At 62.0% G+C, this 24647-nt stretch carries 23 protein-coding genes; 12 read left to right on the top strand and 11 right to left on the bottom strand.

The window, feature by feature from the left end; all coding sequences use genetic code 11:
* Positions 1-291: aldehyde dehydrogenase family protein (locus A9W95_RS25960; RefSeq protein WP_371328022.1), on the bottom strand; the 291-nt coding region annotated here is incomplete at its 3' end.
* On the opposite strand from A9W95_RS25960, the gene A9W95_RS27680 reads away from it, so the two are divergent.
* The 3 genes from A9W95_RS27680 to A9W95_RS04810 all read left to right on the top strand — a co-directional run bounded on the left by A9W95_RS27680 (position 175) and on the right by A9W95_RS04810 (position 2781).
* Entirely contained in the window at positions 175-510 is a 336-nt protein-coding gene (locus A9W95_RS27680; RefSeq protein WP_371328021.1) for an aldehyde dehydrogenase family protein, read from the top strand. The genes A9W95_RS25960 and A9W95_RS27680 overlap by 117 nt on opposite strands.
* Before the next feature lie 67 nt (positions 511-577).
* Positions 578-1750, top strand: coding sequence for a CaiB/BaiF CoA-transferase family protein (locus tag A9W95_RS04815; RefSeq protein WP_067409467.1), 1173 nt, complete (start codon positions 578-580; stop codon positions 1748-1750).
* Positions 1751-2007: 257 nt separating this feature from the next.
* Entirely contained in the window at positions 2008-2781 is a 774-nt protein-coding gene (locus tag A9W95_RS04810; protein ID WP_067409466.1) for an esterase, read from the top strand.
* A gap of 96 nt (positions 2782-2877) precedes the next feature.
* Here A9W95_RS04810 and A9W95_RS04805 read toward each other — a convergent pair whose 3' ends face one another.
* Positions 2878-4839 (bottom strand): NAD(P)/FAD-dependent oxidoreductase, encoded by a 1962-nt coding sequence (locus tag A9W95_RS04805; protein ID WP_253851559.1) that lies wholly within the window; start codon positions 4837-4839, stop codon positions 2878-2880.
* 141 nt (positions 4840-4980) lie between these two features.
* The gene (locus A9W95_RS04800) at positions 4981-5667 is read right to left on the bottom strand and encodes a TetR/AcrR family transcriptional regulator (protein ID WP_082982904.1); all 687 of its coding nucleotides are present in this window, start codon (positions 5665-5667) and stop codon (positions 4981-4983) included.
* 60 nt (positions 5668-5727) lie between these two features.
* Here A9W95_RS04800 and A9W95_RS04795 point away from each other — a divergent pair, with 60 nt between their 5' ends.
* On the top strand, positions 5728-6966 hold the full coding sequence (locus A9W95_RS04795) for an SRPBCC family protein (protein WP_082982903.1): 1239 nt from the start codon (positions 5728-5730) through the stop codon (positions 6964-6966).
* Here A9W95_RS04795 and A9W95_RS04790 read toward each other — a convergent pair.
* Positions 6939-8732 (bottom strand): amidohydrolase family protein, encoded by a 1794-nt coding sequence (locus A9W95_RS04790; protein WP_067409463.1) that lies wholly within the window; start codon positions 8730-8732, stop codon positions 6939-6941. The genes A9W95_RS04795 and A9W95_RS04790 overlap by 28 nt on opposite strands.
* A gap of 187 nt (positions 8733-8919) precedes the next feature.
* Here A9W95_RS04790 and A9W95_RS04785 point away from each other — a divergent pair, with 187 nt between their 5' ends.
* Positions 8920-9846 (top strand): metal-dependent hydrolase, encoded by a 927-nt coding sequence (locus A9W95_RS04785; protein WP_067409462.1) that lies wholly within the window; start codon positions 8920-8922, stop codon positions 9844-9846.
* Here A9W95_RS04785 and A9W95_RS04780 read toward each other — a convergent pair.
* On the bottom strand, positions 9763-10887 hold the full coding sequence (locus tag A9W95_RS04780) for a hypothetical protein (RefSeq protein ID WP_067409461.1): 1125 nt from the start codon (positions 10885-10887) through the stop codon (positions 9763-9765). The two genes, A9W95_RS04785 and A9W95_RS04780, sit on opposite strands and share 84 nt — an antisense overlap.
* A 318-nt stretch (positions 10888-11205) precedes the next feature.
* A complete protein-coding gene (locus tag A9W95_RS04775) occupies positions 11206-12129 on the bottom strand; it encodes an AraC family transcriptional regulator (protein ID WP_067409460.1) in 924 nt (307 codons plus the stop codon).
* Between the two features lie 164 nt (positions 12130-12293).
* Here A9W95_RS04775 and A9W95_RS04770 point away from each other — a divergent pair, with 164 nt between their 5' ends.
* The 5 genes from A9W95_RS04770 (at position 12294) to A9W95_RS04760 (ending at position 17556) form a co-directional block, all read left to right on the top strand.
* Entirely contained in the window at positions 12294-12818 is a 525-nt protein-coding gene (locus A9W95_RS04770) for a YkgB family protein (RefSeq protein ID WP_082982902.1), read from the top strand.
* 146 nt (positions 12819-12964) lie between these two features.
* Complete coding sequence (locus A9W95_RS26700) at positions 12965-13402, top strand: hypothetical protein (protein ID WP_156746011.1); 438 nt, start codon at positions 12965-12967, stop codon at positions 13400-13402.
* Positions 13403-13524: 122 nt separating this feature from the next.
* Positions 13525-13668, top strand: coding sequence for a hypothetical protein (locus A9W95_RS26695; RefSeq protein WP_156746010.1), 144 nt, complete (start codon positions 13525-13527; stop codon positions 13666-13668).
* Positions 13669-13811: 143 nt separating this feature from the next.
* Positions 13812-16562, top strand: a complete 2751-nt coding sequence (locus A9W95_RS04765; protein ID WP_082982901.1) for a glycoside hydrolase — start codon at positions 13812-13814, stop codon at positions 16560-16562.
* Positions 16563-16599: 37 nt separating this feature from the next.
* Positions 16600-17556: a nitronate monooxygenase family protein gene (locus tag A9W95_RS04760; RefSeq protein WP_156746009.1), complete on the top strand. Its 957-nt coding sequence runs from the start codon at positions 16600-16602 to the stop codon at positions 17554-17556.
* 3 nt (positions 17557-17559) lie between these two features.
* Here the strand turns inward: A9W95_RS04760 and A9W95_RS04755 are convergent, their stop codons facing one another.
* A complete protein-coding gene (locus A9W95_RS04755; protein WP_067409459.1) occupies positions 17560-18048 on the bottom strand; it encodes a glutathione peroxidase in 489 nt (162 codons plus the stop codon).
* 61 nt (positions 18049-18109) lie between these two features.
* Here A9W95_RS04755 and A9W95_RS04750 point away from each other — a divergent pair, with 61 nt between their 5' ends.
* On the top strand, positions 18110-18973 hold the full coding sequence (locus A9W95_RS04750; RefSeq protein ID WP_067409458.1) for a YgcG family protein: 864 nt from the start codon (positions 18110-18112) through the stop codon (positions 18971-18973).
* 38 nt (positions 18974-19011) lie between these two features.
* Here the strand turns inward: A9W95_RS04750 and A9W95_RS04745 are convergent, their stop codons facing one another.
* The 3 genes from A9W95_RS04745 to A9W95_RS04735 form a co-directional block, all read right to left on the bottom strand.
* Positions 19012-19476 carry a hypothetical protein gene (locus tag A9W95_RS04745; protein ID WP_253851557.1) on the bottom strand — a complete coding sequence of 155 codons (465 nt, stop codon included), beginning with the start codon at positions 19474-19476 and terminating at the stop codon, positions 19012-19014.
* Between the two features lie 697 nt (positions 19477-20173).
* Positions 20174-21103: a DUF389 domain-containing protein gene (locus tag A9W95_RS04740; protein WP_067409456.1), complete on the bottom strand. Its 930-nt coding sequence runs from the start codon at positions 21101-21103 to the stop codon at positions 20174-20176.
* A 49-nt stretch (positions 21104-21152) separates the two neighbouring features.
* Positions 21153-22340: a hypothetical protein gene (locus tag A9W95_RS04735; protein WP_172826558.1), complete on the bottom strand. Its 1188-nt coding sequence runs from the start codon at positions 22338-22340 to the stop codon at positions 21153-21155.
* A gap of 292 nt (positions 22341-22632) precedes the next feature.
* On the opposite strand from A9W95_RS04735, the gene A9W95_RS04730 reads away from it, so the two are divergent.
* Positions 22633-23277 (top strand): nucleoside/nucleotide kinase family protein, encoded by a 645-nt coding sequence (locus tag A9W95_RS04730; protein WP_216638132.1) that lies wholly within the window; start codon positions 22633-22635, stop codon positions 23275-23277.
* Between the two features lie 8 nt (positions 23278-23285).
* Here A9W95_RS04730 and A9W95_RS04725 read toward each other — a convergent pair whose 3' ends face one another.
* Positions 23286-24533 carry a hypothetical protein gene (locus A9W95_RS04725; RefSeq protein WP_156746007.1) on the bottom strand — a complete coding sequence of 416 codons (1248 nt, stop codon included), beginning with the start codon at positions 24531-24533 and terminating at the stop codon, positions 23286-23288.
* Positions 24534-24647 lie beyond the last annotated feature (114 nt).

Here is a 24647-nt window from a genome sequence, read left to right as displayed (position 1 = left end):
GTAGATGGAGTCGTTCGCGATGCGGATGGCTTCGTCTTCGGAGCGATAGGTCATCACCGCCAGCACAGGCCCGAACACCTCCTCCTGACATAACCGCATGTCGCTGCGGCAGCCGACAAATGCCGTCGGTTCGTAGTAGAAGCCGCGTTCGAGATGTTCGGGCCTGTGCTGGCGGTGATGACCTATCGCTCCGAAGACGAAGCCATCCGCATCGCGAACGACTCCATCTACGGTTTGGCGGGTCTGGTGATGAGTCGCAACGCCGCAAAGGGATTCAACGTAGCGAGGCAGGTCAGAACCGGCACCATCATGGTGCAGACGGTCGGATCCGGCGCCGATTTAGGAGCCAATCCGGGGGGAGGACAGGGCCCCGGCTGGTCTCTGCCGGCGCGCGGCATGTTCAACGGCGGGGGTCCTCTCGGCGGCTTCAAGCAAAGTGGTCTTGGCCGAGAGCAGGGTCGCTGGGGCTTCGAGGAATACACCGAGCTCAAATCGATCACCATGATGTAGCGGGGCACTGCACCTTGACGACGCGGCGCGAGTCCGCGTCGGGATTTGAGGTTGGAAAGGTCGCGTGATGGAACTTCTCAAGGACGTACGAGTCCTCGAGGTGTCGCTCTTCTCTGCGGATGCACTGGGCGGGCATCTGGCTGACCTCGGCGCAGAGGTGATCAAGGTTGAGCCACCTGGCGGCGGTGGTTTTCGCGGCTCGGCGGTTTCTGGCGGCGAGCTGCAGGACTCGCACTGGAACCGGGGCAAGAAGAGCGTCGCGATCAACCTGAAAACGACTGAGGGGCAAGATGCGTTTCGCCGCCTTGCCGCGACATCGGCGGTCGTGATCGACGGACTACGGTATGGGACCGCGCACCGGCTGGGCTTCAGCTATGACGACATCGTCGCCGTCAACCCGACAGTTGTCTATTGCGTGCTCAACGGCATGGGCAGCTATGGGCCATACACCCGATTGCCCACACACGGACTGTCCTTCGACTGTTTCGCCGGCTTGAGTCCGCCGATCTTCGATGCGGATGGCACGCCCCGCCTTTCTGGTGCGGCCACAGGGACGACGGGTGTTCTGGCGGGACCGCTCTACGCAGCGATGGGCGTGCTCGCCGCGTTGCATGCCGCCGGTCGTGACGGCAAGCCCCAGTACATCGAGGTAGCGCAGGTCGATGCCGCGATCAATTGGAACTTTCAACACCTCGCAGGCCTGGCGAACGGTCAACCGGCCTACGGTGAGGGAATCCGCGCTTCGCTTCGCTACCAGTACTACACCACGAGCGACGGCAACTACGTGGTGTTCAACGCCCTGGAGGACAAGTTCTGGCTGAGATTCTGCGAGTCACTCGACAGGATGGATCTCTACGAGCCGGGGCGCCGCAAGGCGGGGGAGGACGTCGCGGCAGAGGCCCGGCTGCGCGAGGAGTTAACGGCGATTTTTGCGAGCCGCACCCGCAAGGAATGGACCGACTTCTTCATTGCGACTGATATCGCAGGAGCCCCAGCATTTTTGGGAGCAGACCTCTTCGATGACGACCACGCGAAGGCCCGCCGACTCCTCTACGAGCAGGCTCAGCCGGACGGGACGTCACAGCGATTGATGGGGACGTGCATCAAGACCAAACCCGACGAACGATTTGCACCGCCCGCAGCGCCGCACGTTGGGCAGCATACGGAAGAGTTACTCGGCGCCCTGGCAGGCTACGACGCGGCCGGAATGGAGCGCCTCCGTTCGTCGGGTGCAATCTGAACACCGGCCGCTGCCTGACGGTGTTTCGGCTGACGGTTGACAGTTATTTCGGTTGATCCTTGACACTCCCTAGATGAGGGATTTGAGCGTGGCCGAGCAGCGATATGTGGCCGCTCGGTAGAGCGCGACTTCGCTCGAACCCTCACTTCAGGCTACGGTGGGCACGCGGTGGCCTCGCCTGCCCCTCTGGCCCGAGCGCTGCCCGGTAATCGCTCGTCCGCGGCGCCAAGGCCGCGTTTGCTTGGAGGAATTTACCAATGCGCCTGCTCAACGTTGCCGTATTCGCCGCGGCTGCGGCACTCCTCGGTTCTCCTGCCGCGGCGGTAGCGGCGCCAAAGGACTACTGCGCCGACCTCAAGGGCAACAACACCGGCAGCACGTGTGAGATCCAGCTGTCCGACCCCGCATATAGCGTCGACATAAGCATTCCGCTCGATTATCCCGACCAGAAGCCGATCGCCGACTTTGTCTCCCAGACACGCGACGCATTTCTCAGCGCGGCGAAATCGGGCGCGCCCGGTGACAAGCCCTCTCAGCTGAAGATCAAGCCGACGGAATACAGCTCCTCGATTCCACCGCGGGGCACTCAGGCTGTGGTGTTCAACGTGTACCGGAACGTCGGCGGCGCGCAACCGCAAACGACGTTCAAGGCGTTCAACTGGGACCAGAGCTACCGCAAAGAAATCGTCTACACGGCCGCATCTGACGACAAACAAAACACGCCGTTGTGGCGAGTCGACGATCCGCTGCGGACCGTAGCGCCCATCGTCCAGGCTGAACTGCAGAAGCAACAGGCACCTTCGCCGGCCGGGCCCGCTCCGTCCCCGCAACCGGGACAGCCTGCCACTGCCACGCCACAACCGGCGTCGCCGGTCGTGCAACCCGCGCTGTACAACCCGGCTAACTACCAAAACTTCGCGGTGGTCAACGACGGAGTGATTTTCTTCTTCGACCAGGGCACGCTGCCCGACTCGGCCGGGCCGGTCCAGGTGCTCGTGCCTCGCTCGGCGATCGACCCGATGCTGGCCTAAGACTTCTGCACCCGGTCGAAAGGGGTCCCTAGATAGGCTGCGGCGGCCCCGAGCCACAGGCATCGCCGGCAACCGTTGGACCCGCCATCAGCCCTGTTACGGACGCAGCTCGTATTCGTCGGCGTTGGGTCGATTAGTCCACTTCCAGTAGTCGAAGATCCGGAACCCGTACAACGTGGGCACATGGCCCGCGGCGTTCTTGTAGTAGCTGGTGGAGACCGCTGGGTGGCTGTACACCATCCGCTTCAGGCGCTCCTGGCTCCGTCGGTTGTAGTCATCGCACACGTCGGCCCGCACGGCGGCGGAACCGAATTCGCCGGCTAGCACCATGTCGATGGAACCCATGATGTAGCGCATCTGACACTCGGAGTTGTAGATGATGCTGGCTCCGTTTACGGCGTTGGTGCCCGGTCCGAACATGCAGAAGAAGTTCGGGAAGCCCGGCACGGTGATGCCGAGATAGGCGTAGGCGGAGTCGCCCCACGCCGTGTTGAGTTCGACGCCGTCGCGGCCGCGGATATTGAGCGGCCCGAGTTGGTGGTTTACATCAAATCCAGTGGCCCACACCACCACATCCGCAGGGCGATGGGTTCCGTCGACGGTCGTCACTCCGTCAGAGGTGAGACCGGCGATACGGTCAGTGATGAGCTTGACGTCGTCGCGTTGCAACGTGGTGAGCCAGGTTCCGTTGTCCTGCAAGGTCCGCTTACCCATTGGCGGATAGTTTGGCGTGACTTTCGCCAACAGTTCTTCGTCGCTGCAGAAGACCCGCATCCATGCGATGAACATCTCACGTATCGCGTGGTTCGACTCGCTGCACGAGAGCCCGCCGTTGTCCCAACCGGGGTCGATAGTCACCTGCTCGTCGAGTGCGTCGGCGATCGGCCACCACGAGACGAACCGCGACCACCTGCCGTAGTAGGGCAGATGGCGTATCGCCCACCTGGCGCCATCCGGGATAGCGTCGTGGTAGATGGGATTGGGCGCCATCCATTGTGGTGTGCGTTGATAGACGTCGACGTGTTGGGCCGACTGGGCGATGGCGGGCACGAGTTGGAAACCGCTGGCGCCCGCGCCGATGACCGCCACACGCTTACCCGCCAGGTCGACGTCGTCGCGCCAGTCCGCGGTGTGAAAGGCGGGGCCGCGGAATTCCTTGGCGCCGTTGATATCCGGGATCACCGGGTTGCTGAACTGGCCGACTGCGCAGATCAGCGCTCGGGCGGTCAGTGTCTCCTCGCTACCATCCGCGGCGCGAACCATCACTCGCCATGTCGCCGAGTCCTCATCCCACGAGGCGCTGGTCACCTTGGTGTTGAACCGCACCTGGGGAGCGATGTCGTGGCGGGCCGCAACGTCGTTGAGGTATTTCAAGATCTCCGGTTGTTCAGAGAAGTAATGAGTCCAGTGGTCAAGCGGCTCGAATGAGTAGGCGTAGTACTGGTTGGCGATATCGACGCGGCAACCGGGATAGCGGTTGGCCAACCATGTTCCACCAACCTCAGACTGCTTCTCGATGATCGTGAACGGAATGCCCGCAGCTTTGAGTTTGATTCCGGCCAGCAGCCCGGCCTCGCCGCAGCCGATGACGACGACAGGGAATCCACTGCGCTGCTCCGGCGTCGACTCAAGCACCGGTCCGCACTGATCGGCATCGCTGAACCGGAGGTCGGCGGCAACATAGTCGACGTGTTCTTCTTTGACCTGCCCAGCCGACATCACGTCGAGCATCACCCGCATCTGCTCGGCGTCCGGAACGAACGGGGGCGGGCAGCCACGGTCCCGGTACTCGCGGATCACATCGAAGGCGCGCTTGCGCACGATCTCTTTGTCGGGCTCACTCATGGCACCCTGCAGGTCCATCGCAATGAGCATGAACGGTCCCGGTAATTCCTCGAGCAGACCCATGTCGCCAGTCATGTGAACCATCGACATCAATAGCGCGGGAACGCTCGCCTCCGCGACGGCGCGCGCGATCACTTCGTCGGAGTCGTCGAACGGCTCTCCGAGCAGTCGGCTGAGGTCAGTCGGCGCGGATGTCGAGGCAGATAGGGTCACATATCCTCCGCGACTAGACATATCGCAATGGTTGTCTAGCCGCAGAGTAGCACCGACTCGCGCGGACGTGAAGGAGCCGGCAACGCGACAGCCAAGGCCCGGTTTTGCGTTGACCCCGAAGTCTCCGGCGGCCAACGCAGATCACGTGGTGACTCGGGTTCTTCTGCCTGCGCTCGCCTTCTGGGTGCGTCGCACCGATCTCTTCGCCTTCTGGGTGGCCTGACGGGCCGGAGCGGGAACCGATATGGCTGGTGCCATCCACCGGCGCAGAAACGCCCGCAGTTCCTTGCCCTGGTGTGGCGGTCGGCCGGGGTCGATGACCAACGATTGGAACATTCTCAGCATGAACTCGACCAACTGATCGAGCTCGTCGCCGACGATGCCGGCGCCGGTCCAGTCGACCTCGAACCTCTCCACAATCGACCGTCCGAATGACATCGCCATATCCGAGGTGACGCCGGCTGAGAAAGCGCTGGCCTTCCCGGGCGTCAACAACAAGCTCAGGTAGCGCTCGTGAGGAAGTCGTTCGAGCGTGTGCGCAATTCCCTCGATCACCGCTTCGGCAGGGTCGTGAATCTTGCGTACGTGAGCAGCCAGGCTGTCCAGAAACGGGCCGACCTCTGCGACCGAGGTAGCAAACAGGAGCGCCTCGGTGCTGGGAAAGTAGCGATAGACGGTCTGGCGCGTGACGCCGACGTCCTTGGCCACATCGGAGATCCCGAAATCTTTGCCGCAGCGATCGATCCGTTGCCGTGCAGCGTCGAGGATGCGGGCGATAGCCTCGTCGTCATCGGCCGGCGTCGCGCCGGACCAGCCATGAGTTCGCATCAGCAATCAGCCTGCCATACGTCCACACCAAGCACGCTACCGTGCGGACGCAACAAATCTATGACCACTCACATGGTAACTCGTGTATGGTCAGCGAGTGGCGACGGCGCGGCGAAGGAGCTTCTCTTGACCATTGAAGGCACGTTGCGCACGGGCGTCCTGGACACCGACCTGACGCGGCGGGCGCTGCGAGTGGTACTCGACAAGACCACCGATATGGCTGACAGCGTTCTGAAGGTGCCGCTGCACTACTACCGAGATCCGAAAATTACCGAAATCGAGGAATCCCAGATTCTTCGGCGCACGCCACTAGCCGTGCTTCCCAGCGCGCGGGTCGCCAATCCCAACGACTACGTGGTGCGCTCGGTCCTGGGTGACTCACTCCTCATCACTCGCGACAAGGGCGGAAAGAGTCATGTCTTCCTGAACTACTGCCGCCATCGCGGCGCGATGCCGGCCTGCGGATCAGGCAGCGCAACACGTTTCACGTGTCCTTACCACGCGTGGACTTACAAGAACGACGGCCAGTTGTTCGCCATCCCAGGCAGCGCCGGCTTCACCGGCATGGACAAAGCTGCGTACGGGCTCGTGGAACTCCCCAATGAGGAGCGGTTCGGATTCATCTGGGCGGTATTGAACGCCGACGCCGATATCGACCTCGATGCTCACGTAGGCGACCTTGGTCCTGAGTTGGAAGCGCTGGACTATGCCTCATTCGGCTACCACGACTTTCGGGAGTTCGGTTCCGAGGTGTCCTGGAAAGGTGCGCTGGAGGCGTTCGCGGAGTCCTACCACTTCCCATTTGTGCACGGCGACAGTCTCATTGGTATGAACACGCTGGCCAACACCTCGATCCACGACAGTTTCGGCAAGCACCACCGCATGGGGTTTCCGTTCAACTGGATCACTAGCCTCGAATCTGATCCGGATAGATCCTGGGATGTCCGTGACAACATGGGTGTCGTTTACTGGGTCTATCCGAACTTGGTGCTGGCCAACAGTTCAGTGGGGGTAGAGGTCATCGACATCTTGCCCGCTGGGTCGCCCACTCGCTGCACCGTGCGGCACAGCTGGCTGGCGCGGGTGCCGGCAGCCGATGACGCCACCCGGGCCGGTTACGACGCGATTTTCGCTGCTGTGCATGCGGCGGTGCGCGATGAAGACTTCGCCATGTTGCCGCAATGCGGAGAAGGCGTCCGCCATGGCCAGCATGACCATATGGTCATCGGCCGCAACGAGATTGGCGTCCAGCACATGATCCGTGTCTTTGCTCAGGAACTGGGTGTGGCGCTGGGTTGACGTCCAGAGGCCACCGCGGGTGAGCGTCGTCCCACTCGGAGAAAGCTGCCGGTGCGCACTTTCCCGAGGGTCTCGGTGGGTTGGCCGTTCGCTACAACCTGTTGGCCACCGATGAAGACGGCAACAACCGTGTCGTCGTTGCGGTTCACCATGCGCGACAGCCCGTCGTATTGTTCGACGCGTTCTTCGGCGTATTGCTCAAGGGAGTCGTCCAGCCGTTCGGGGTTGATGATCGACAGGTCCGCCCGGTCACCGATGCGCAGATGGCCGGCGTCGAGTCCGTACCAATCGGCAAGCTCGCCGCTGAGGCGGTGCACGGCGCGCTCGACTGTCATGAACGGCGTCCCAGCGGTTTCGGCGTCGCGGACATGCTTGAGCAGCCGAAGCCCCATGTTGTAGAAGGCCATGTTCCGCAGGTGCGCGCCGGCATCGGAAAAGCCCAACTGGGTGTAGGCGTCTGTTGCCATCTTCTTGAGGACGTCGGGGCGATGGTTGGAAATAGTGGTGTACCAACGAAGTTTGGCGCCATGTTCGAGGACCAGGTCGAGGAACGCATCGACGGGATGCAGCCCCCCGCGGTCAACGCCGACCTCGCCGAACGATTTCCCGACGACATCCGGGTCGGGGCAGTCGTTGATCACCGCGTCGAAGAAGTCGCGATGCCACACCCGAATCCCTAACTTACGGTCGTAGTCCTTGCGGAAGCGCCGCCGATAGACCTCGTCGCGCATCAGCTCGTCGCGTTCGAGGCAGTCCGCCAGGTGCATCGCTTCCTCGCCCGATCCGAATTCCTCGAAGATGACGAAGTCGATCCCGTCGGCGTAAACGGTGAATGGGACTGGGAGATGCTGAAAGCGGAAGTCGGCACCAATCGTGTTAACCGCCGTGGCCAGCCCCTTGAGAATGTAGGGCGCCAACGGGTTTGATTTCGCGTCCGCCGCGGCCAACAACGTCGTCTTCAACGGCTTGCGCACCACCCCGACCGATTGGAAGGCCTGGGAAACCAGGTTGACCGGCATGCCGATGTCGGGAGCCGACTGCAGAACGCGGCCTCTGGCCCGCACCAACCTCTTGAGCCGACGATTCTCTCGCCACTTCGCATACGTTGAGGGCAGGGTACGCGACCGGCAGATCTGTCCGTCTAGCTTGTCGAACCGAAGCTGGTTGGTCGACATTCCGACGAAGCCGGCGTCCAGCGCCTCGACCAGCAGCTGCTCCATGTGCTCTAGTTCGGCGGCGGTGGGCTTGATGGTGTCGTCGGTCGAGCGCTCGAGCCCCATGGTCACGGTGCGGATGTCGGAATGTCCGATGAATGAGCACACATTCGGACCGAGGGGAAGAGCTTCAATCGCTTTGACGTAGTCCTCGGCGCTGTCCCACGACTTGTGGGAGCCGATCGACTCGATAACGTGTCGTCGGGGGATCGCCTCGACTCGGCCGAAAAGGTCACCGGCTTCCTCGGCGTCGACGTGGATGGTGGAGATCGAACACGAACCCATCGCCACCGTCGTCACACCGTGGCGGACTGACTCCGCCAACCCCGGGCCATTCAGCACCTCGATGTCGTAGTGCGTGTGAATGTCGAGAAAGCCGGGAACGACCCAGTGGCCGGTCGCGTCGATGACATTCGGGCAGCCGGCTTCGTCGAGATCCTCTGTCGAGATTGCCGCTATCTGCCCGGCGGATATGCCGATATTGCGAACCGACGAGCGCGCTCCTGTGCCGTCGAACCAGCGCCCGTTGCGGATGATCGTGTCGAATGGCATGCGCGTCCTTCACCCGTTGGGATCGGTGGTCGCCGCGTGGGCGCCCACCTCCATGCATGACCATACGCCTAGGCGCAAGTGGATGGTGCCACAGTTTGGTCGCGGCGCTGCGCTCCGATTGACACCATACAAAATGCCAAAGTGTATGCTCAGACGTAGTCGCTCGAGCGAGGCTGGGGATGTGCCGATGACTGACCTGGTGATCCGAAAACTGCCGTGGGCCTTCGATACCACGGTGCCGTTCCAGTGGCAGCCCGCGAATCCGCTGGTGAGCATCTTCGGCAACCTCTTCACCTTTTTTGCCGTGCCCTTCGAGCGGTACATCATCAACGCGCTTCGGGAGGCCAGCGATCAGGTCACCGATCCCGCCGTCGCTGAGGAGATGGACGCCTTCGTGCGGCAGGAAGGCCAGCATTCATGGGCCCACCGCAAGCATATGAACACGTTGACCAAGCAATACCCGGGTCTGAAACACACTCAGCGCGAGGTCACCAAGCTCTTCGACCAACTTCTGGCCACACGGGGCACCGACTTCCACGTGTCCTACATCGCCAACATCGAAGCTACCTTCACGCCGCTGTTCAAGGTCTTTCTCGATCACCGCGAATCGATCTTCGGTGGCGGTGATCCACGTATCGCCTCGCTCATCCTGTGGCATTTCGTCGAGGAGATCGAGCATCGCAGCTCTGGCCTCATCATCTGCGACCATTTGACGCCCCACCGCTGGACGCGGACGAAGTACGCCGTGGCGACGGCGAAGCACGTCATGTCGGTGGTCGAGGAAATCGCCATGGGATTCGATCGCCACGTGCCCGAGGCTGACCGCGGGGGCCTGTCCGCACATCAGTCGATGACGTCCGACATGGCAGTCTTGGAAATGAAAACCCGGCTGCAACAACGGTTTATGGGTCACTCACGAAGGGAGCAGCCTGCGCGGATGTTTCACGGTGTCCCGACCCGCGAACTCGCCGCGATGATACGGCGGCTCATCCTGTCCCAGGCGCCCTATCACAATCCGGCCCACCAGCCGCTACCGCAGTGGGCCGCGGTGTGGAGGGCCGAGTACGAGCGTGGCGTCGACATGACGACCTTCTTCACAACGGGTCGTTCGTAGGTAAGCACCCACCGTGAGGGCAATGGCCACTGCTGCCATGGCAAGCGCGAACGGCAGCGATCCCACCCGGGCACCGGTAGCGGTGAAGCCATCTTTGGCATGGAAGTAGTCCGGCAAGGCCGCGATCCAGCACACTGCGGATACAAGTAGATACGCGGTGACCAAACCTGCCACGAAGTAGTCGCGACTGGAACCCGGCGGTACTTGCGCGGGGTCGCCACGGCGCAACTTGTAGGCGCGGACGAACGCGATCGCGGTGACCACTCCGATGATGCTGACCAACAGCCACGTTCCCACGATGCGGGCAGTTTCGACGGAGACGCCGACTTTGGTCAGGAAGAACCACGGTAGCGAACTGAGAAACAGGATCGGCCACACCAGAATCGATACCAGCAGCACATTGCGCGCCACCGTCACTGCGCGCACCTGACCCGGTTTGCAGCATCTGAGGGTTACGAAAGCCATGGCGAATGGCAGCGCTACCGAGAACGACTGGAGATTGAGGTAGGGAACACCGGACAGTGTGGGCACCGAAGTCGACAGGTTCTCATTCCACACCCACCAGCGAAACTGTGGTCCAACCATGTCGATGACCTCGTAGAGCGCCAAGAAGGCAAAGGCCACACATGCCGCGCCGACGAAGGAGTTGTAACGGCGCAAAATGCCGGTGCGCTGCACCAGAACCCATGCGGCGTAACCGAAAAACGGATACATGGCGACGATGTAGAGCGGCAACCGGTCATACAAGAACTGCACGGTGAACTGGTTGTGCACGAACGTAACCCCAAGCGACTTCTCCAAGCCGAACCACTGCGGAAAGTAGGTGAACGGCTCGATGAACAGAAGGCAGACGATGCCTGCAAACCAAATCACCAAGTTCGAGGCGTCAGCCTGGGTGCGGCGCCACCGCAGGGCGTGAACCAAGCACGCAGTCGTTCCGGCGACAAGTGTCAACTCGATCAGCGGCATCGTCCAGTGCTGCAACGCAAGCGGATTGGTCAGCTTGACGAAGGGATTGGCGGCACAGTCAAGTCCGCCCATTCCGGCGCGAAGGCGTGCAAACTCAGCTGTACAGGTCTGCACCGCGACACCTTCCAGTCAATCAGGGCTGGGTCGGAATTCCTCTTGCGACCATACACATAGAGCACTGTGTTTTGTCGGCGGATTCGCCGGACACGGTGGAGTGCAAGTACCGTCTTTGGTCGGCATGTCACTCGAAGGTCAAAGCTCACATACGTGCAGCACCGAACTAGCTCTCGACATGGCCCCGGGGCCATATCGCCGGTTATCGACACGGCCCGACAAACGAGCCCAGCGCGCCGATCGGTCAGACGAGAGCCGCAGTGACGACCTCGTGCCTTACTGCCACCGCCGCTGTTGACTGCGCCGAAAGCGCGCCGGTGTCGTCCCGGTCTCGGCGCGGAATGCGCGCGAGAACGCCGATTCGGATTGGTAACCAACCTGGGCGGCGATGGTGGCGACGGTCGCGTCGCTCGACCTGAGCAGCTCGGCTGCAGCCATCACCCGGATGCGCACCAAGAAAGCACCCACGGTCATTCCGGTTTCCTGACCGAAGTGGCGCAGGAAGGTGGTCCGTGACATGGCGGCCGTACGGCTGAGCCGACCGATAGTCCAGGCGGCGCCCGGCTCCGCTAGCACGCCGTCGATTGCTCTTGCGATCCGAGGATCGGCTACGGCCGTCCACAAAGCGGTCGTGGTGGCGGTGCTCCGTGCGGATCTGAGTGCCAGCGCCAGAAGTACCGTCGCTAAGGCCGACAGAATCGCGGCGGTACCTTGACCTTCGCGCTGCGCCTCGCCGCGCATCATGGCACTCAACATCGCCAGCATCTGCTCGCTGTCGGCGGACTGCCCGACAGACACTCGCAGTGGGTCGGGCAGGCTGCCGAATAGCATGGCACCTGCGCCCGCATCGAACGAATAGTGACCGCAGAACAAATCGATGACCGCGCTACCGCCGCGCCTGCTGTGGGTCGTTACAAACGCATCACCGGTGGTGTCGGTTGTGCCCCGTAGGCGACCGGGTCCGGAAGTGATCACTCGATGCGCGACCCCGCTCGGGATCAGCACGACATCGCCGCGCCGCATCTCCATGATCACGGAACCAACCTGCAGGTCACACTCGCCCTCGAGCAGGACGTGAAACGGTGCCTGCAGCTTGGGGTAAGCAGCGACCTCCATCCGTGTGGTGCTGCCCAGCAGACACCGTTTATCGACGCTGGCATCGAGCTGAGCCCAGCCCAATACGCGACTGACGGTATCCATTTGTGGAACTTTCGGACAAGAAATTGGGCTTATTTGGTCTATATGTACCAGTCTCCGCTTCCTACCTTCAAGACAGGTCGGTCAGCATCGCGTCCAGCACTAGGGAAGGCGGCGCAGGCCGACAACATCCGACGGGCAACAACCAACCTCGTAAAGGAGCCATCATGACCGACCACGTTGACGCGACCGCTGCCAAAGCGGGTCTCGGCCGCACTGCCACGCGCGCGTTACCCTCGGCCGACACCATCGCCGCGGCGCTGCTCCGATACGGACTCGTCATCGTCATCGGCTGGATCGGGCTTCTGAAATTCGCCCACTACGAGGCTCACCAGATCGCCCCACTAGTTGCGCACAGTCCTTTCATGGGCTGGCTTTACACAATCTTTCCCGAGTACACCTTCTCCGTACTGCTTGGCATGATGGAGGTGAGTGCCGCAATACTCCTGGCAGTAAAGCCAGTCGCTCCGAAGCTTTCAGCGCTCGGGAGCCTGTTATCGGTCTTGCTGTTCATCGCGACCATCAGTTTCTTGTTCACCACGCCAGGCATCAGCGAACCGGCAGGCGGTGGTTTCCCGGCGATTACGTTGCTTGCGGAGTTCCTTCTCAAAGACATTGTCCTGCTGGGTGCTTCAGTCTGGACATTGGCCGACGCGATTCGGTCGGGCTGGCTGCGAGTTCAGTGCAGGTGAACCGAGCCCCGTCGGGGCCCCGCCAGGTCATCACCCCGTGGTGGCAACTCGGCGCCGCCGAAAACGGAAAGGCCCATCTGGTGCGACTTTGTGCTATAGCAAATCTAGGAGGTAACAGAGGCCGCTGACAGGGAGGACACCAGATCATGACCGTTCCGCGAGGCATTCTGTGCGTCGCCGCACTCGCCGGATGGTGGGCTGTCGGATCGGCTGGTACCGCGTGGGCGGACCCGACCATGAGCGGTCACTACACCTCGACGGTGACCTCACAATCCGGTGAGACCACGACCAGTGATTGGTATTTCACTCCATGCGGAGACGGATGCGCCTCCGTAGCCAACAGCCCGGGTGGGCCGGCATTCGGGGAGGCGCGGCTGTTCAACGGGCAGTGGACACTCGTTTGGCACTCCGACGCCTTCTGTCCGGAGGGCACGCGGGTTCCTGGGGCATACTCCAGCTACGCCAGCTGGGACCCGATCACCCTCGAGGGCAAAGACGAATCGGCCATCACGCGCCCGATATGCGGGTCCGGCGGGAGGCCACCGCGCGTGACGCAGTCTATGCAACTCACCCAAGTAGGCTAAAGCCTCCACCGCGTGGCGCATCGTCTCCTGCGCGATCCCGTCACCCGGCAATTGCCCTTTCTTGGGTTCCAGTGATCGAACGCGGGTATTGGTCTCGGACCGCGAAGAAAAAGGAGGCAGCAATGAGCCGACACGGCGACGATGATGCGCCCGACTCCACACCCGACGAGACCGAGTCGAAGGATGACGAGCAGGTTGTGCCGGAAGCCGGCGAGGGCCCGTTCCCTCCGCTGACTGGCCATCCACGGCCACCGATCGGGAACTGATTGAGGCGTGATGGCGGTAAATCCGACGCGATCGGCTGAGCCGCCGCTCGTGTGCTTCGTTTCGCACCGAGTGGGGCCGTGTTGCCACCGCCGAAGCCCAACGGCATGATGGGCCGAACGCTCAAGTCGAGGAATCGGGAAACATGTCGAAGGTCGCCGTCAAGATCTTCATCATGCTGGCCGTGTCGTGTCTCTCGTTGTGCGCGGCGGCGCATACGCCCGCGACCACTCGTAACAGGACCGCTCCTCCGGAGAACGTTGAGCTGACAGACAATTGGACGCTGTCGTCGGCGGCGAAGATGTCGGTGGACGGCGACGTCGTCTCTCAGCCGCACTACGACGCCGCTGCCTGGTACAGGGTTCGCCGAATGCCGGCCACCGTGTTGGAGGTACTGCGAGAAAACGGTGTCTACCGAGATCTGTATGTGGGGGAGAATCTCCGCGACCGCGTGCCCCAGGATCTCTATCAACACGATTGGTGGTACCGCACCGAATTCACCGCCCCGGAGGGCCGAAAGACCTACGTGCTCGGCTTCCCGGGCATCAACTATCGCGCTGACATCTGGCTCAACGGACGCCTGATCGCCGACCACAACCAGGTCGTTGGCATGTACGCCGAGCACCAGTTCGACGTGACAACCCTGATTCGGCCCGGACAGCCAAACGTTCTGGCGGTAAAGGTGACACCGGAGCGCGCGCTTCAAGATGTCGACGGTGTCGAGCTGGCCGACAGCTGGAACGACTGGATCAATTGGGATTACCTCGGTCTTCCGCCGCCCAACGGCGATCCGGATCGGCGAGGCACGTCATTCGTTCCCGACCGCAACGCCGGCATCTTCAAGCCCGTGTACTTGAAAGCGCTGGGCGCTATCGAAATCGGCTCGGCAACCGTCAATTCGGAACTGCCGCTACCGCGCACCGACAGCGCGCGGTTGACGATCCGCGCCGACGTGCACAACCACTCCGCCGAACGCGCACACGGCGTTCTCCGCGCCACAATCACCCGTTCGGACAACGCCACAATGTACGTCGAGCAACCAGTGGTTCTTGCGCCGGGCGAGAACACACAGATCGCTTTCACCCCAGATCAATTCGAACAGTTGACATTCCAGCACCCGGATCTGTGGTGGCCGTACACCATGGGACAGCCCGATCTACACAACCTGCGGTTGGAACTCCGCGTCGACCACCAGCTCAGCGACACCCGCGAACTCCGGTTCGGCATCCGCACCGTTACGCAGCATCGTGATGAAGCGTTCTCCGGCGACGGCGGAGATTTCTACCTGGAAGTCAACGGCAGAAAGTTTCCGGTGCGCGGCGCGGCGTACACGCCCGATCTGCTCTACAAGTACGACCCGGACCGGGAAACCGCAATCCTGCGCTACGCAAAAGACTTGGGGCTCAACATGCTCCGGCTCGAAGGCAAGCTCGCCAGCGAACACCTCATTGAGGAAGCCGACGAGCTCGGAATACCGCTGATGGCCGGCTGGATGTGCTGCAACCAGTGGGAGAAATGGGAGCAGTGGAGCCCCGAAGATCACCGGGTGGCGATGGACAGCGAGCGCTCGCAGATTCAAACGCTTCAGGCCCACGCGTCGGCGTTCGTCTGGGCGAATGGCAGTGACGGGTTGCCACCGCCGGCCATCCGCACCCAGTACCGTTCCATCCTCGACGAATTGCACTGGCAGAACGCCACCGTCGATACCGCGTCCCGTCAGACGCGGGACAACGACGGCGTTTCGCAATGGGACGGAATCGACATGGCGGGCCCCTATACCTGGCGACCGCCCACCTACTGGTTCAGCCGCCGCTACGGAGCAACCTGGGGAGCATCGGCCGAACAAGGCAACAACGAACAGATCCCCCCGTTCGCCAGCCTGAGAAGATTCATCCCGCCCGACAAGTTATGGCCGATCAACGACACCTGGTCATTCCACGCGGGCGCCCAATACAAGAACGCCGCCTTGCTTAGTGCGCAGCGTTCCATCGGCATGCGCTACGGAACCTCCGACAGCGCCGAGATATTCGCTGCCAAAGCACAATTGGCTCAATACGAGGCCACCCGCGCACAATTTGAGTCCTTCGCCGCCGGAGGATGGGATAGCCACAAGATGACGATCTACTGGATGCTGAACAGTCATTGGCCATCCTTCTTCGGGCAGCTCTTCGACTACTACCTGCGTCCCGGCGGCGCATATTTCGGAGCCAAGAAAGGGCTTCGGCCGCTTTCGGTGGTATTCGACTCCTACGCCAGCGGCAACGGCGACACGGCCCGCATCAGCGTCGTCAATCAATCCCAACGTGAAGAACATGATCTTCGTGTTCGGGTCCGTGTGTATGACCTGCAGGGCAATCTGCAGGCCGACGGAACCTCGGATCGCGTCAGCGTTCCCGCCGGCGGGACTGTCGACGCCATGACGCTACCGCGCGGCCTGGCACAATCACCCGTCTTCTTTGTTCGCTGTGACCTGGCTCGACCCAACGGGGAGGTCGTCGCCGAAAACGTCTATTGGCAATCGCAACAGCCCGACGACGTGGGTGATCCGGACAACGATCGGGCGTTCGACTCGATGCAAGCGAGCTGGGCGGACATGACCGCCCTGAACTACATGGCCCGCGTGCCCCTGGACGTCACGGCCCGTCGAGAAGCGACTCCTGGGGGGGTGGTCATCCGGCTGCACAACCCCACGCACAACGTCGCATTCTTCGAACGGGCCGAGATCATGTCGACGCGCGACGGGGACGAGGTTCTACCCGTCGAGTACGACGACAACTACGTGACCGTCTTCCCCGGAGAAACCATTGAACTCCGGGGATCAGCCCCGAATTCGATGGCGGATTGGGTACGGGTGAGCGGGTACAACACGTCGTCGATCACTGTGCCGGTTCGCTAGCATCTGCCCCAGACCTCTCGTGGGTAGCCTGTAGTCAGTGGCCGCCATCTTTGATCTGCGCTGTTTGGACGTGCCGGTCGTTCAGGCCGGCATGGGCACCGTTGCGGGACATGAACTCGCGGCGGCGGTGTCGGAGGCAGGTGCTCTCGGGACGATCGCCGGCGCGCGTGCGCCGATCGCAGCAGAAGTCGCTGCCGCACGGAGGCTGACTGGGCGACCAATCGCGGTCAACCTGTTGCTTCCGTTCGTGCGTCGTGGCGATGTGGAAGCGGCCGCTGACGCTGATGTGGTTGTGACGTTTTGGGGCGCTCCTCGTCGGCTTACTCCGAACACTTGGATTCACCAATGCGGGTCGGTCGACGAGGCGAAAGCGGCGGCGGTTGCTGGTGCCGATGGTGTGATAGCGCAGGGTGTTGAGGCTGGGGGTCACGTTCGCGGGACGACTCCGGCGCTGGAGTTGCTCGAACAAGTGCGCAAGGCGGTGACCATCCCTATCTTGGTCGCAGGCGGAATCGTGGACGTCCAAGGCGTGCGAGACGCGCTGGACGCCGGTGCGGCTGCCGCCGTAGTCGGGACTCGCTTTCTACTCAGCGAAGAGTGTCGCGCGCATCCGGAGTACAAGAAGCGTTGCATGGAGGCCAATGAGACGGTGCTGACCGAATTTTTCGGGCTGGGGTGGCCTGACGCGCCGCACCGGGTGGTCCCGAACAATGCGACTCGGCGTTGGTTAGCGAGCGACCCTCGGGGGCCGCGCTGGATTCGTTTTGTTAACCGCATAACCTCCCACCTCGCCAACGCGATGCCGGACTCAGCCCAAACCCGTTTTGTCGCAGCACAAGTGCCCCCGTGGTTGCCGTATGCGATTGCCCAACCACCCTCCGATGACGCGCCTGCCGAGCTGGTCGATGCGCGTCCGCTCTACGCAGGCGCGAACGTTGGGCGGATCACCGACGTGCGTCCGGCCGCGGAGCTTGTCAGGTTGCTTACTCCGTAGGGGTCAGCCCGCCAGCACGGCCTCGATGGCGTCGATAACCTCGGGCGCGTCTGGTTCCGTCCTCGGCCGGAACCGGTTGACCACCTGACCGTCGGGCGCGATGAGAAACTTCTCGAAGTTCCACTGAATGTCGCCGGCCTTGCCGTCGGAGTCGACCGCCTTGGTCAGCTCGGCGTAGAGCGGATGGCGGTCCTCCCCGTTGACGTCGGTCTTCGCCAGCAACGGGAACGTCACCCCGTATGTCGTCGAGCAGAACGTTCGGATCTCTTCTGCCGTGCCGGGCTCCTGGCCCATGAACTGATTGCACGGGACGCCGATAACCGTCAGGCCCCGGTCGCCATAGTCCTTGGCGAGTTTCTCCAATGCCGTGTATTGCGGGGTGAGTCCGCACCTGGAGGCGACGTTCACGACAAGCGTTGCGCCGTGCGACAATTCGGCCAGCGTGGCTGGTTGGCCGTCAAGCGTGGTCAGGGGAATGTCTTTGAGGGTCACGCTCCTGACGCTAACACTGCTCGGCCTCTACAAGAGCATGTGCGCCGGGGTAAATTGCCCTATGCGGATTGCTCGCAAACTCGGTGCGCTTCTGACGACCCTGGCAACGGCGTTGCTGCTGGCTATCCCAGTCGCCGCACAACCGCCGTCGAAGCTCACCCAGCACATCACTGACAGCAGTAACGTCCTGACAGACTCCCAAAGAGCGACCGTCAGTTCGGCGATCGACAGACTCAGCCGTGATCGGCATATCCAACTGTGGATCGCCTACGTCGACAACTTCTCCCGGTTCAAACCTGAGAACTGGGCCGACCAAACTCGCAGCGCAAGCGGAATGGGCGACCACGACGCGCTGCTGGCCGTGGCGACGAACACCAAGTCGTACACGTTCACCCTGCCGAAAGGGCTACCAGCGGATGACCTGAACACGCTGCAACGCAATCAAATCGAACCAGCGTTGGCCGCAAAAGACTGGAGCGGCGCCGCTATCGCTGTGGCTGATGCTTTGGACAGGTCGGCAAGCAAGTCGCCACGGACTTGGCTGCCAATCGCGATTGCCGCCATCATCGCCGTCTTGCTGCTCGCGATCGGAATCCTTCTCGTCCTGACCCGCCGCCGACACCGCGCGCCAAGACGTGGTGACGTCAACATCGAAGGGAGCGATCTCCCGCTCGACCGGGCAATGTCCAGGGCGGACGCCAGACTGCACCAAATCTCCGACTATGTGACCAGGCACGGCAAGGATGTCGGGGCAGAGGCTAAAACCCGACTCGAAGAAGCGAAACGGTACTTGGCGGCAGCGCACGATAAGCAAGCAACCAACGCCGCAGAAGCGATCGCCCATGCCAACGCGGCTTCGACGCTGGCCGCTGAGGCGCAGGCGCGGGCAAATGCTGATGTCATTGCCGCCCACCGCAAGAAGTGAATTAGTCGTGACGGCGCGTCAGGAAGGACCGTTGTGACTCAGCGCGATCGAGGTGTTCGTGACTCGCGCGCGCCGCTGATGCCATGCCGCTTTCGAGCACCACGCGGGACGGTCAGATTAGCGAACGGCAGCGGCAGTTCGGGATCACAAGCAGTCGCACGCGCCGAAGCGGAAACGCCGTCCAGGAAGGCGTCGAGCATTGTCCGTTCAGCGACGTCGACCGACGCGCAGGCCGCGTAGTGCACCCATACTTCGTCCAGATCCACCAGGGTCTTCAGCGGCCAACCTCCGGCGTGTGGCTTACGAGCGCCAAGCGGCGTGTTGTAGTACTGCCGCACGCGCTCAGCGACCGACGTCCCCGCTAAACCGACATACAAGACCGTTTCGTCGGGCAACCACATTGACGCGATACGTTCGGCGAGTTGGTCGCGGCTGGGTCGTTGACCGTCAAGCAAGAGTTCGTGACGTGCATCGAGCAATTCCTGCACCGCTGTAGTCGACATTGGGCAAACGGGCTGTGACACAACGGCATCAGGCGATTGAGTCAAGGAGACAACGTAGACGCCAGGTCCGTCGAGTGGCACCTTGCTACGCCATGGAACCACTCCTGCCCAATTGAGTTGGGCAGCTTGCAAGAGGTTCTCAACACTCGACGGCATAGCCGAAATCTACCGGCGACGCGCGCAGCCGTCGTTCATCGCGATAGCCGGGTTACTCCGGCCCGCCACGCGGACGGCTAATTGAAACGGGCGCACTCCGGTATCCAGAAAATCCCTCTGTCTTTCATCGTGTTGCAATACGATTCCAACTCTTCTACGGCGCCAGGAGTTTCTTCCCCGCAAGTGTGGTTCAACAGGCAAGGGTCTTCGGGTGTCGCGGTGCGTGAAATCGGATCACCGGCCAGCGTCTGAGCGGCGCCAGCGCCGCAATACATTGCTACGCCAGTCAATATCGCGGTGACCCATAGCAACCGCTTAGGACAGTCCGAGCCGCCCTGTCGTGACGTCAGAGATCCCGACCCTTTTCCGGCCATCAACCACTCCTTTGTTAGTTGGTGGCTCATTATGGCAACTATTCACAGTTTGCGCCTGTCGAGAGAGACCGACGTCGAGGCACACGACAGCTTACGGTTGATGTTGCCGGGCTACGGTGAGGCTGCATCAGCTTCGCGACTAGGCCGGCCCGTCCCGAGGGCCGGCGTCAACCCCTGGCGGCTCGACGCCGCGAACTGGTCCGAAGATGGACCGAGAGCACAAGCACCCCGGCCAACACGATCCCCGCAAGATTCACGCCGAGTTGTGCTGCCGACTGTTGGGCGACTTGCCAATCGCCAACGGTCGCGGCGACCACGGCAAACCCTGCGGCCGGGACGGTGGTCACCGATATGAAAACACCAACCAGCGCAGCCGATTTCGCCGAAACCAGCGACAGCATGCCCGCCGCGCCGGCGAACAGGGCGACCACGAACGACAGCGGGCCGACCTGGAAGATGAAATCCACCTGTTGCAGCTGTCTGATGGTTCCTAGCTTGATCCAACCCACCGCCTCACCGGCGAGCACGCCGATCGCCGTGACAGCCATGGCTACCGGGAAACCGACCACTAACGCCAGCGCCGCCCGGCGCGCGAGGTAACCGCGGCGCCGCACGATCGCTACCCCGAGTGCGGCGAGCGGTCCGAACTCTGGGCCCACCACCATCGCGCCGACCACCGTCACCGGGGAATCGGTTACGACGCCGACCGCCGCGATCAGACAGGCCAGTGTCAGAAAGGTCAGAAAGGTGAAGTTGAGCGTGGACTCTTCGCGGGTTCTCTCGGCCAACTCGTCCCAGACGACAGCGTCTGCGGGATCTCCTTCCGCCTCTTCTTCGGCGCGATATGCGGCTGTAGAGACGACGGTGTCGACCACGTCGAGGGTGATTGCTCCCTGCCGCTTTATCCCGAGTGACTTGAGTTGCTGGATGACGTCGTTGGCGCTCTCCCGGGCTATGTCGGCGGTGATCTCATCACCGCGCGGTTCCAGCGCCGCTTCGCGGTGCACGACGATATGGGTCGCCCCGGCTTCACGGCGAAGGACTTCGAGTACCGATTCGCTCGACTCGCTGGGCGCAATGACCCGTAGATGCAGCATTCACCGCACCTTAGCGGCGGCGCCCCTCGCCGAGGTAGAAACCGGCCGGTCAGTTCGTAGCGTCTTCGACCGGCTTCAGCGCGGTGTTGTTCGCCGGCTGTGCTGACGCCACCGTTCGGGAACGGAGGAAGACCACCGCGAGTATGAGGAGTAGGACCGCGCGGCCCCAAACGCCACAGTTAAGCGCTAGGTCGGCCCACGTGAACTTCGGATTGCCAAGGGAGTGGTAGTAATTCGTCCGATGCCAGCCGATGAATGCCGCAAGATCGGCGAGCAGGTAGGCGACGACCCAGCCGCTTCTTATCCGGATGGCGGCGAAAAACGGCAACAGCCAGATCACGTACTGAAGTGAGTGCACCTTGTTGAGCAACAGGTAGACGCAGAGCATCGCTGCCGCGGTCTGTACCCACGGCACCGTGCCCGTTCTGTGGCCGATGACCGTGCCCGCTCCTAGAACGGCCAGTACGCCGATCGTGGTGCTTACGGCCGCCGCGACATGGAGAAGGTGCTGGCCACTGGAATCGGGATCGAGCAGCCGGCCCGCCCCGTTCCACCAGATCGACAAGGTGGTCACATCGATCGGTCGTTCCGCCTGGAACCGGAACACCGACAGCCAGCCGGCCCGGTTCGCAACGATGAATGGAACGTTGGCGACAAGCAGAACTGCCGCGGCCGCTCCGACCGCGGCGCCTGCGCCGCGCCACCGTGTCGTGGAGTGACCCTGATTGCGATCGAGGAGGATGGCCAGCACCAGTGGCGCCAGGAAGGCAACAGGATACAGCTTCAGTGCGCCACCGACGCCGAATGCGGCACCGACCACCGCCGCCCGCGTCGTCGGCGACCAGCCGCGCGGAAAGCCAAGCCCCACAGCCAGTCCCACCGCGGTGGCAGCGGCCGGCAGGACGTCCCAGTTGTAGAGGCCGTAGAGCGTGAGCGGGGGAGTGCCTGCCCAGATCCATGCGCGTCGGCCTGAGATCCGCTCGAGGCACAACGTCGCGACGACAACAGCGGGCACGAATGAGAGCGCCGTCGTCACCAGGAATCCCTGCACCGTCGAGTTCGGCAACGCCGTCGCCCACGCCCAGAGGCCGGTCAGCGTCGGATACTCGATCGCACCGCCATGCAAGGCGGGTGGGTCGGTGGTGTACCAGCTGTGGATGTAGGGAAACACGTGCGCGGCCAGGTCGCGGTTTCCGTAGAGCGTGACGGTGTCCGAGTAGCACCCTGTTCGGCTCACCCGGGTCAGCCACGGTACTGGGACACCGTCGGGGCCCGTCTGAAGCGTCGTGCAGGAGAGCTTGTGAGCGAGGCTGACGCCGGTCAAGAGGAGCGCTACGACGCACATGATGAGTGGCCGGCGGCGGCCGCTGCGCGAGGCGGATTGCTCGGCTTGCGGCACGGCAACCCTCCGTGCGGTCCGTCGGCGTGTGGTCCGCGCAATACTAGCCCGTGTCCGGCCTCCCGCTGCCTTGACCATGCCGCCCGGAAACGCAGGAAGCCGCGCCGAAAGCCCACCTAGAGTAAGCATTATGACCACGAACGCGGCTAGCACGATCATGTCTGCGCTCATGGTGGAAATCGAAAGCCGCGCTCATGAGCGGATAATTATCGGGTTGGCCGGGCCACCGGGATCAGGAAAATCGACTCTGGCAAGCGTTCTTGTCGACGAGATTAATGCCGGTGAGCACCATTCCGCGGTGGTCATGCCGATGGATGGCTTTCACCTGTCGAACCGGCAACTGAGGGCAAAGGGTATTGCCCCCATCAAAGGCGCACGCGAAACGTTCGATGTAGACGGATTCCTGGCCGCCCTGGCTCGCATTCGGAAACCTGGCCCGCAGACGGTGTATGTACCGGACTACCGCAGGGACCTCCACGAGCCCGTCGCGGCCAGCATTGCGATAACTCCCGAGACGAATATTGTTGTGCTCGAGGGCAATTACCTACTGCTCGGATGTGGCCCTTGGCGGGAGGTCTCGGCGTACGTGGACCAACCCTGGTTTCTCGACGTCGACTGGAATGTCTGCCGCCAGCGCCTCGTCGCGAGACATATTGCCACCGGAAAAGCTTCGGCCGCAGCGTCCGAGTGGGTGGATCGATCCGACAAAGCAAACTACGACCTGGTCATCAATGACTCGATAATTGAAGGCGTTGGTATGGTTTCGCCGGTGTGATTGGCGAATCAGCCGGCAAAGTCCTTCGTCACGAAGAGCAAGTGAATCAGCGTGGCCTGCGCAACAAGCATTGCTACGCCGACACCTAGCACCATTGCCCGTAGTCGTCGGTAATTCGCGTATACCAGGGCTAAGACGAGATAGATACTAAGACATGGCAGTGAATACCGGTGCACCGCTACGAAACTATTGTTCACGGTGAAGAACACGATGGAACACAAACCGAATATTCCAAGAGGTACTCCTTTGCCTCGGTAAGAGTACAGCAGATATGTTGAGCAAGCGAATAAGACGATGAGGCAGAAAAGGGGGATGGCGTAGTTGACTGTGATGTCATTATCGAATCGCCGTAGACCGACGACGGCTCGAACCGTCTCGGACCCGCATCTGAAGATAGAGTAGAGAAAGTTCGGTTCAAAGGAAAGGTAGCCCCATGCGCGCGTCGACTTGTAGGCATTGAACATCGCGAAGAAGTCGCCGCGCACGGCCAACAAATAGAGTCCGTACAGCAAGAAACCCATGGGCGCCACGATGAAAGCGGCCAAGTCGCGATTGAAAGCCTTCTTGGCACTCCACCCGCAAGCGCGCAGGTATTCCAGTCCGCATAGTCCGACGAAGAGTACGGCGGGTAGCCGCGTGGCCGTGAGGAATCCCAGCGTGATGCCCATGAGTAGCCACCGTCGCTGCAGCGCGAGCGCGTACGCCCAGAACCCCAAAGCAACAAAGACGGCCTCGGTATAGAAAAGGTGCATGAACACCGCGGCCGGCGCTGCCAGGAACAACGCTACCGTGACGTAGCGAAAGTTTCGCAACCCGAAAATCCGGGAGATCCGCATAAGCGCTGCAACGGCAAACGCAAGGGACACGGTATTGACCAAGAACCCTAGGTGGGCGTATGGAATGCTGTGAAATGTTACCGCTGAAAGCGTTCCGACAATAAGGGGAAACAGGGGATAGAAGGCGGGAGACGCCGGATTGAAAAGATATTGCTCTCGCACGATGTTCAAGTACCACTGCGCGTCCCACAGAATGGTGTGGCCCAGACCGCCCGACCCATCCGGTAACAGTATGGTGCCAAGAATCGTCATGAATCCTTGCCATGCCAAGGCAATGGCTAGCGCAATAACCGCATCGGATTGCAGAAGCTTCGTTGGATAATGTCGAGTTCGGGACTCGTCTGTGCCCGACAAGCTGTGCTGCTCGGGCTCACGTGACAATTGGTCAACGCGGGACTCTTCTTGCACCTCTGTGGGCAACTACCCTCCTAGCCGTTAGCAGCGACGCACCAAGCACCGTCGTAACGCTGTATTCCTTACCCACTTCGGCGAAGAGTTGCACCTCGAGCCCCGCGGCGACGCCGCGGGCACTCG

Origin of the sequence: Mycobacterium sp. 1423905.2, from assembly GCF_001673155.1 — a bacterium.
Lineage (GTDB): Bacteria > Actinomycetota > Actinomycetes > Mycobacteriales > Mycobacteriaceae > Mycobacterium.
Note: the sequence above shows the minus strand (reverse complement) of the source record. Positions and strands in the feature narration are given on the sequence as shown.